This is a genomic window from Arthrobacter sp. ISL-5 (assembly GCF_018613835.1).
GTDB lineage: Bacteria > Actinomycetota > Actinomycetes > Actinomycetales > Micrococcaceae > Arthrobacter.
The window spans coordinates 163,630-171,292 of record NZ_JAGGPM010000012.1; the positions used below are offsets into that span (position 1 = coordinate 163,630).

Consider the following 7,663-nt stretch of genomic DNA (forward strand, 5'->3'; position numbering starts at 1 on the left):
AAGGCCTCACATGGACGCACCCCAACCACATTCCCCACGCACAAGGACCCAATGATGTCGTTCCTGCAAGACCTGCGCCAGACTCCCCGTCTTGGCCTTCTGGTCGGCGGCACCGCCGCCACCATCGGAATTATCTACGGCTACGATCTGTCGAATATCGCCGGCGCCCTGCTGTTCATCACCAAGGAATTCCAGCTCTCCACCAGCCAACAGGAGCTGGTGACCACCGCCGTCGTCATCGGCGAAGTGCTCGGCGCCGTCCTGGGCGGCTGGCTCGCCAACAAGATCGGCCGGAAGGCCTGCATGGTGGGCGTCGCCGGAGCGTATGCCGCCTTCGCCGTGCTCAGCGCCCTGGCCGCGGATGTCCCCATGCTGCTCATCGCCCGCCTCCTGCTCGGCCTCACCATCGGCATCTCGGTGGTTGTGGTGCCGGTCTTTGTGGCGGAATCGGCGCCGCCGAAGGTGCGGGGCGCCCTGCTTGTCGCCTATCAGGTGGCCACCGTCATCGGCATCATCATCGGGTACCTGGCTGCTTACGCGCTTTCTGCATCCGAGAACTGGCGGCTGATGCTGGGCCTCGCCGCAGTTCCCGCCGTCGCGGTCCTGGCCGTCACGCTCCGCCTCCCGGACACCGCCCGGTGGTACATGATGCGCGGACGCAAGGAAGAGGCCCGCCGCACCCTGTCCTCCATCGAGCCCAACGCCGATGTGGACGCCGAACTGGCCGACATGCAGCGCGCCATCAGCGAAGAACGCGGCGGGGGCCTGCGCGAGATGCTGCGCTCCCCCTATCTCAAGGCGACCGTCTTCGTCGTCGGTCTCGGGTTCTTCATCCAGATCACCGGCATCAACGCCGTGGTCTACTACAGCCCGCGGATCTTCGAGGCGATGGGCTTCACCGGCAACGCCGCCCTGCTCCTGCTGCCCGCACTGGTCCAGGCCGCTGCCCTGGTTGCCGTCTTCGTGTCGCTGTCCCTCGTGGACCGGGTGGGACGGCGTCCCATCCTCCTCGGCGGCATCGGCATGATGATTGTCGCCAACATCATCCTCGTCGCCGTCTTCATGGTGGGCCGCGACTTCGGCGGCGCCCTGACCGTGGTCGGATTCCTGGGAGTCCTGCTCTTCACTGTCGGCTTCACCTTCGGCTTCGGGGCGCTGGTCTGGGTCTACGCCGGCGAATCCTTCCCCGCCCGGCTGCGGTCCCTGGGCGCCAGCGCCATGCTGACCTCCGACCTCGTGGCCAACGTGATTGTCGCGGCCTTCTTCCTGACTATGCTGCAGCGGCTGGGCGGCGCCGGCACCTTCGCCGTGTTCGGTTTGCTGGCCGTCGCCGGGTTCGTCTTTGTCCACCGCCTCGCCCCGGAAACCAAGGGCCGGAACCTCGAGGAAATCCGCCACTACTGGGAAAACGGCGCCCGCTGGCCGGAAGCCACCGGCAGCAAGCCGGCGGCCAAGTGATGCCGCGCCTCCTGGGTAAGGACCGCGTCCTGGGCCTGGATATCGGCGGCTCCAAGACCCACGCCATTCTCGCCGACGACGGCGGTGCCGGCTTCGGCGCCAACAGTACCGGCGGTGCCCGTCCGGGCGGCGGCGGAATGCTGCCGGGACACGGCGACGCCGAGTGCACGGCGGGCAGCGCAAACATCGCCTCCGTCGGGCCCGAGGCAGCGGCCTCGGCACTGGATGAGATCGCCGTCCGGCTCGGCGCAGACAACTCTGGCAGCCACGGAATTCGCACGGTCGTCGCCGGGGCCGCCGGGGCAGACACCCGCGACGGCCGGGACCGGCTGGCCGCCCTGCTGTCCCGCCGGTTCCCCGGTGCCCGGATCCGCGTGGTCCACGACACCCACATCATCCTCGCCGCCGGAGGGCTCGAGTCCGGGACAGTCCTCATCTCCGGCACCGGCTCCGCGGCCTGGGCCCGGACCGGCGATGGCCGCGAGGCAAGGGCGGGCGGCTGGGGATACCTGCTGGGTGATGAGGGAAGCGGTTACGCGGTGGCCCGCAGTGCGGTCCGCAACGCCCTTTCCGAGCACGACGGCGGCCTGCCCGCCGGGCCGCTGACGGCCCACCTCCTGGAGCGGACCGGCGTTGCCGGGCCCGCGGAACTGCTGGACCTTTTCTACCGGAATCCGGAACGCAGGTACTGGGCCGGCCTGGCCGGAACGGTCTTCGCCCTTGCGGCCCGGGGGGACCGGGTCAGCGCCGCGATCGTCGACGACGCCGCCCGGCACCTCGCCGTCATCGCCGTCGCCGTCAACGAGAGGCTGGGCACCATCCCCGCGTCCGGACCCGCCGCTCGGCCCGTCCTGCTGGCCGGCGGGATGCTGGTCAACCAGCCGGCGCTGGCGGGCCGGGTCAGGGGGCTCCTGGAAGGGCGCGGCCTGACCGACGTGCGGGTGCTGGACCGCGCCCCCGCCTGGGGTGCCGTGAAACTGGCCCTCGACGATGCCACCGCGGCGTCACCGCAACGGCACCGCCAGGTCCCGGCCTGAGTCCGCCTGCCCCAATCCATCCTGTCCCAAGCACCCAATTCCAAGCCCAAGCCCCGACCCTTCGAGGAGACCCCCATGACCCCGCCGAACACCACCCTGACCGCAGCCGGCGCGGCCACCCAGCCTCCCGGCGTGCTGATGGCCGCCGAAATCCTCGAGCAGCCGCAGGCGCTTGCCCGGCAGCTCGACCACGGCCGGCCCGAGATCCGCCGGCTGGCCGCCGTCCTTCGGGACGCGGACATCCGGTACGTCCTCCTGGCCGCCCGCGGCACCAGTGACCACGCCGCCCTGTACGCGAAGTACCTCATCGAGACCGTGCTGGGCCTGCCGGCCGGGCTCGCGTCGCCGTCGAGCCTTACCGTGTACGGCGCCGAGCCGAAGATGGACGGGGTCCTCTGGCTGGCCGTGAGCCAGTCGGGCGGATCCCCCGACCTGGTGGACTCCACCGCCGCGGCCGCCCGCGGCGGCGCGCTCACCGTTGCGGTGACCAATGCGCCGTCCTCGCCCCTGGCTGGCGCGGCCCGGCACCACCTGGACATCCTGGCCGGGCCGGAGCGTGCCGTGGCCGCCACCAAGAGCTACACCTCCCAGCTGCTGGCACTCTGGCTGCTCATCGACGCCTGGGCCGGCGGGGACGGGACCGAAGCGCTGGCCCTCCCCGGCCACGCGGCGGATGTTTTGGCCCGACCGGAGATACTGGAGGTGGCAGACCGCTACCGCTACGTGAGCCACATCATCACCACCGGGCGCGGATTCTCATACCCCACCGCGCGGGAGGCGGCATTGAAACTGATGGAAACGTCCTATCTGGCCGCGCATGCCTTCTCCGGAGCCGATCTCCTGCACGGACCCTTCGCGATGATTGACGAGGACCGCCCCGTCATCGCCATCGCCTCCCAGGGTGCGGGCGGCCGTGCCCTGCAGCCGGTGCTGGACCGGCTGGCGGAGCGCGGGGCTGACGTCTGCCTGGTGGGCGACGCCGGGGCCGCCCGTCCGCAGAACCATGTGGTGCCCCTCCCGGCCGTCAGCGAGCAGCTCGCTCCGGTCCTTGAAATACTGCCCCTGCAGCGGCTGGCGCATGCCATGGCCGCGGCCCGCCACCGGGACCCCGATGCGCCCCGGGGCCTGCGCAAAATCACGGAAACCTGGTGAGTCCGACGCTCATCTCCGCCGCCCGGGTGATCACGCCCGAGGCTGTCCTCGAGCCGGGCTGGGTGGAAGTCCGATCAGGCCGGATCAGTGCCGTGGGCGGCGGGGTTCCTCCCCGGGAGCCTGACGCCAGCTATCCCAACGGGACACTCGCGCCCGGCTTCATCGACGCCCATATCCACGGCGGCGGCGGCTTCAGCTTTAATGATGCTGATCCCGCTGTCGCCGCAGTCAAGATCGCCGCAGTGCACCGTGAGCACGGGACCACCACGCTCATGGCAAGCCTCGTCACCGCCTCCCTCGCGCACCTTGAGAGCGCGGTGGGGGCGCTGGCGGAACTGGTGGAGGAGGGCGTGCTGGCCGGGATCCACCTGGAGGGCCCTTGGCTCAGCCCGTACCACCGGGGCGCGCACACCAAAAGCCTGCTGCGGACCCCGGACCCGGCCAGCATCGACCGGCTCATGCTGGCCGGCCGTGGCACGATCAGAATGGTCACGATCGCGCCCGAGTTGGACGGCGGCCTCGCGGCCATCCGGCAGATCACCGGCTACGGCGCAGTGGCCGCCGTCGGCCACACCGGCGCCGACTATGACCTGGCCCGTCAGGCGATCGCTGCGGGCGCCACCGCCGGGACGCACGTATTCAACGCGATGCGGTCCCTGCACCACCGCGAACCCGGGCCGGCGCTGGCACTGCTGGAGGACCCGTCGGTTTTTGCCGAGGTGATCGCCGACGGCGTGCACCTGCACCCCTCGCTGGTGCGCTTCATCTCCGGAAGTCCGGCCCGGGCCGTCTTCGTCACCGATGCCATGGCGGCGGCGTGCGCGCATGAGGGAACGTACGACCTCGGCGGGCTGGAGGTCCGCGTGGCCGACGGCGAGGCACGGCTGGTCAGCAACGGCGCCATCGCCGGCAGCATCCTCACGCTCGACGCCGCCGTGAGGCACGCGGTCCGGCATGCGGGCGTTCCGCTCGCCGATGCGGTCCGCGCGGCCACGCAGAACCCGGCGGACATGCTGGGGCTCACCGACGTCGGCCGGCTTGAGCCGGGCCTGCGTGCGGATCTGGTGGTGCTCGACGAGGGCCTTGAGGTGGCGGCGGTCATGAAGTCCGGAGACTGGTGCCGTTCCGGGGCCTTCGGCGCCGCTGGTTGAGCGTGACGCAACCAGCCCCGCCGTCAGGTCAGGCCGCTGGTTGAGCTTCTCGAAACCAGCGCCGCCGTCAGCCGGTTCGAGTTCTTGTACGGCGGCTTTTCGCGGCGCAATAATGACGGCATGGTCCGCTTCAGCGCAACGGTGCAACAGCGGGGGCCCAATCCGTTCCTCGATGTTCCGGGCAGCGTCACCGTTGAGTTGCTGCCATTCGCGAGCCACGGCCGAATCCGGGTTACCGGGCGACTTGTCCAGCAAATGCCCGGAGAGGTCATGACGTGGAGCCTCGGCCTGCCGCTCGGCCTGCTAAAACGGGTCCGCACCTTCACCCTGTCGCCGCAGGCCGGTCTCACACACCTCATTGGGCTCCCCGGAAACACACGCCCGGACACCGCCCACACCCTAATCGACTACATCAACGCCGTCACGAACCGTGCCGAACTGCTCGACCGAGCCTCATAGAAACCCCAGAAGGCCAAAAGCGGCCGGGCGCCTAAGCCCCCCGGCCGCGGATTCAATGAAGCGACGGTTTATCGGCACGTTTCGGCGGAGTGAGAGCCATAGTTGAATCCGGCTATTGGGGCAGGGTGGGGGCAGCTTTCCGGCCGGTGATCCATCCTGGCAGTGCCGTATCCAGCGCCTGGGCCCGCGCGGGTTGTAGTTGGCCGTGCTTGTACTTGTACCTTTGGCCCCGCAGCCAGACGCCGAGTTCATGCTCTTTCCCGGTGACGGTGGGCGTGGCGCGCGGCCAGGGGTGCCCTGCTGCCCGGTAAGCGACCAGTTCACGGAAGCGGTCCTGCCATTTTTGCTGGCCTGCGGCTTCTCTGGGCTTCCGCTGCCAGTCAGGCAGCGCTGCCAGGCCTTCGCGGATGACCGGGTTCAGGATCCCTGCCTCGGCGTCGCGGCGCCGGCGCCGCAGCCATTGCGCGAGCTCCCGCTCCGCCCGGTCCTCGGCATTCCGCGAGGGATAACGGCCAGTTGCCTCGACCATCGCGACCACCTGATGCATGCGCTTCAGGCCGGGCACTGCACGCGCGGCGGACCCTTTGGCTGCTGCCGCATGTTCGGCGTGCAGGGCGGGATCCGCGGTCTTCGCCACGGAAATGTAGTGGGAGACGGTCGCGACGTCATTCCGGGTCAGTTCCGCGATCTTCTTCCGGGACAAGCCTTTCCGGTACATCAGAACCCACTCCGGATGGGGAGTGGCCGTTCGCCGCTTTTTCGTCACGGCTGCATCCTTCCACACCTGATGCGCCATCAACCCGCCGGGGCTCCAAAGTGCCCGGCCTGTGTAGCGCTCAGGGATTACGTTCCCGCCGTGGTTCAGTCGCCCACAGCTTCTCGGCCGCGGCGCACGATGAGCGGGTCGGGGTCGTACACGATCGAGGTGTCCTTAGCTCCATAATCGAACTGATTCAGGAAGAAGCGCATGGCGTTGATCCGCCCCCGCTTCTTGTCGTTGGACTTGACGGTGATCCACGGCGCGTGGTCCGTGTCGGTGCGCAGGAACGTTTGCTCCTTGGCTTCCGTATAGTCCTCCCACCGGTCCAGGGAGGCAAGGTCCACGGGTGAGAGCTTCCAGCGCCGAACCGGGTCAATTTGGCGGATCGCGAAGCGCGTTCGCTGCTCGTGGCGGGTGACGGAAAACCAGAACTTGCTCAGGTGGATTCCGGAATCCACCAGCATTTTCTCGAAGAGCGGCGCCTGCCCCATGAACGTGCGATACTCCTCGTCGGTGCAAAACCCCATGACCCGTTCCACATTGGCCCGGTTGTACCAGGAGCGGTCGAACATCACGATTTCTCCGGCCGTGGGCAGGTGCTGGACGTAGCGCTGGAAGTACCACTGGCCCTGTTCACGGTCGGAGGGCTTGCTCAGCGCCACGGTCCGGGCCGAGCGGGGATCCAGATGCTCGGTGAAGCGCTTGATCGTCCCGCCCTTGCCGGCGGCGTCACGGCCCTCGAAAACGATCACGTTCTTGAGGCCGAGATCCTGGCCCCAGTACTGGAACTTCAGCAGTTCGACCTGCAGGCGGTATTTGTCGAGCTCGTATTCCTCCCGGGACATCCGCTCGTGGTAGGGATAGTCCTCCCGCCACGTCTCCACCGCGGAGCCTCCCGGGTCGATGAGCTCCGGGTCCTCGCCTTGCCCGCCGCGCACCGTGTACCCCAGCTTCACGAGACGGTCAATGGCCTCGCGCAGATTGTCCCTGACCCACCACGGATCCCCGGGCGTCCATGGGCTGCGTGCCTGCGCCATCCGGGTCTCCTTCCGGCATCGCCAAAGCGTAGACGGCAGTCCAACAGGACAGGCCAACGAGCCGTAGAACACATTTTATACGGCCCACGCAAGCACGTGCCGGGAATCAGCCGACCGCAAGGATCAGGTAGAGGACGGTGAGGAGCAGGGCGGTGGGCGTCATGACGAGGCGCTCCGGCTTGCTGCGGGAGATCCCGTTCATGATCACACCGAGGGCGAAGTACGCCGTCAGCACCCACATAAAGATCGAAGTGACAGGCTCGCTGCCCAGCAGAGGAACCATGCCGGCTTTGGCCAGCGCCGCGTACCCGAAAAGAGCGTAAAGGACGATTGATAGTGCGCTTCCGGCCCTCAGCCTGGCCGGCAGGACATCGTGCTGTCCTCCCCAGGCAAATCTTCCAAGGGGCGCGCCGCCGATAAGGGCGCCCTGAAAGACGGCCAGAACGGCCAGAACCGTGCAGGCGGCCAACGCGGCTAACTGGTCCAACAGCATAATGACCCCATCTTCCTGTCTTCCAAGAACAATCTCCGTGACCTGCCGATCGCCGAAGCCTCGCCTGACCACCCGTGCACCGGTGCCTCAGGAGCTAGTGTCACGTGTTAATGGTT

8 protein-coding genes are annotated in these 7,663 nt (G+C 68.4%); 5 read left to right on the forward strand and 3 right to left on the reverse strand.

Features of this window, described 5'->3' with window-relative positions; translation table 11 throughout:
- Positions 1–54: 54 nt before the first annotated feature.
- From J7I89_RS06635 to J7I89_RS06655, 5 genes are all read left to right on the forward strand, one after another.
- Positions 55–1,458: a sugar porter family MFS transporter gene (locus J7I89_RS06635; protein WP_214968451.1), complete on the forward strand. Its 1,404-nt coding sequence runs from the start codon at positions 55–57 to the stop codon at positions 1,456–1,458.
- Positions 1,458–2,495, forward strand: a complete 1,038-nt coding sequence (locus tag J7I89_RS06640) for an N-acetylglucosamine kinase (protein WP_214968478.1) — start codon at positions 1,458–1,460, stop codon at positions 2,493–2,495. Before J7I89_RS06635 ends, J7I89_RS06640 begins: the two co-directional genes overlap by 1 nt.
- A gap of 75 nt (positions 2,496–2,570) precedes the next feature.
- On the forward strand, positions 2,571–3,647 hold the full coding sequence (locus tag J7I89_RS06645; RefSeq protein WP_214968453.1) for an SIS domain-containing protein: 1,077 nt from the start codon (positions 2,571–2,573) through the stop codon (positions 3,645–3,647).
- Complete coding sequence (gene nagA, locus J7I89_RS06650; RefSeq protein ID WP_214968455.1) at positions 3,644–4,798, forward strand: N-acetylglucosamine-6-phosphate deacetylase; 1,155 nt, start codon at positions 3,644–3,646, stop codon at positions 4,796–4,798. The genes J7I89_RS06645 and nagA overlap by 4 nt, the downstream gene beginning before the upstream one ends.
- Positions 4,799–4,918: 120 nt before the next feature.
- A complete protein-coding gene (locus J7I89_RS06655) occupies positions 4,919–5,257 on the forward strand; it encodes a hypothetical protein (RefSeq protein WP_214968457.1) in 339 nt (112 codons plus the stop codon).
- Between the two features lie 112 nt (positions 5,258–5,369).
- Here J7I89_RS06655 and J7I89_RS25755 read toward each other — a convergent pair whose 3' ends face one another.
- From J7I89_RS25755 to J7I89_RS06670, 3 genes are all read right to left on the reverse strand, one after another.
- The gene (locus J7I89_RS25755; protein ID WP_214968458.1) at positions 5,370–6,023 is read right to left on the reverse strand and encodes a helicase associated domain-containing protein; all 654 of its coding nucleotides are present in this window, start codon (positions 6,021–6,023) and stop codon (positions 5,370–5,372) included.
- A 95-nt stretch (positions 6,024–6,118) separates the two neighbouring features.
- Positions 6,119–7,054 (reverse strand): polyphosphate kinase 2, encoded by a 936-nt coding sequence (ppk2, locus tag J7I89_RS06665; protein ID WP_214968460.1) that lies wholly within the window; start codon positions 7,052–7,054, stop codon positions 6,119–6,121.
- Positions 7,055–7,160: 106 nt separating this feature from the next.
- Positions 7,161–7,547: a hypothetical protein gene (locus tag J7I89_RS06670; RefSeq protein ID WP_308159822.1), complete on the reverse strand. Its 387-nt coding sequence runs from the start codon at positions 7,545–7,547 to the stop codon at positions 7,161–7,163.
- Positions 7,548–7,663 lie beyond the last annotated feature (116 nt).